We start from the raw sequence: 621 nt of genomic DNA on the forward strand, positions 1-621 counted from the left end.
CTCTGGCAAGTCCGGGAAATACCCCTGTTTGAGCGGTATGGACGCAGTCCAGACGACATCGAGTACATGGGGGTCGTCGGGCGCGTTCGCTTTCGGCGGGTGCCGGTTGTTGGTCGCGTCGTAGTTCGGATGGCTCCAGTCCGATGGCGTGATAACCAGCGGCGCGGCTTCGGCGTTCCTACCGAGAGTGTCGCGGACGACGTAGCCACCGACAGCGCCGACGCAAAGACCACCTCCAAGCAGCGAGAGGGCGCGTCGTCGAGAGAGCGAGGAGGGCGTGCGCATCACCAACACGTTGGATTATCGACGTGAATAGCCCTGTGGTTTGCGCCCGCGGAAGGGAAGATAATTGCCCGTGGGGGGCTGACGAACCCGTATGACCGACTACTTCGAGGTTCACGCGCGCGACGGTGCCGCCCGAATCGGGGAGTTGCGCCTCTCCGACTCGGTGACGACGCCGGCGGTCGTGGACGACGTTATCGAGGACGCCGGTAGCCTTTGGGCCGCCGAGCGCGAGATGCCGGGATGTGCAGAAGCTCAGCCGTCCGCGCTGCTACCCCTCTCATACATACAACTCTACGCCCATCAAACCAGGCGTCAGCAGCTATCTTGTCGTCCTCT

2 pseudogenes are annotated in these 621 nt (G+C 63.3%); one reads left to right on the top strand and one right to left on the bottom strand.

The features are described 5' to 3' along the window. Window positions 1–285 (bottom strand): annotated as a pseudogene (locus QT222_RS00130) (PQQ-binding-like beta-propeller repeat protein); the annotation flags it as partial. Window positions 286–376: 91 nt separating this feature from the next. Here QT222_RS00130 and QT222_RS00135 point away from each other — a divergent pair. After that, a pseudogene (locus QT222_RS00135) lies at window positions 377–621 on the top strand (hypothetical protein); the annotation flags it as partial.

Source organism: Haloferax sp. s1 (genome assembly GCF_058382125.1).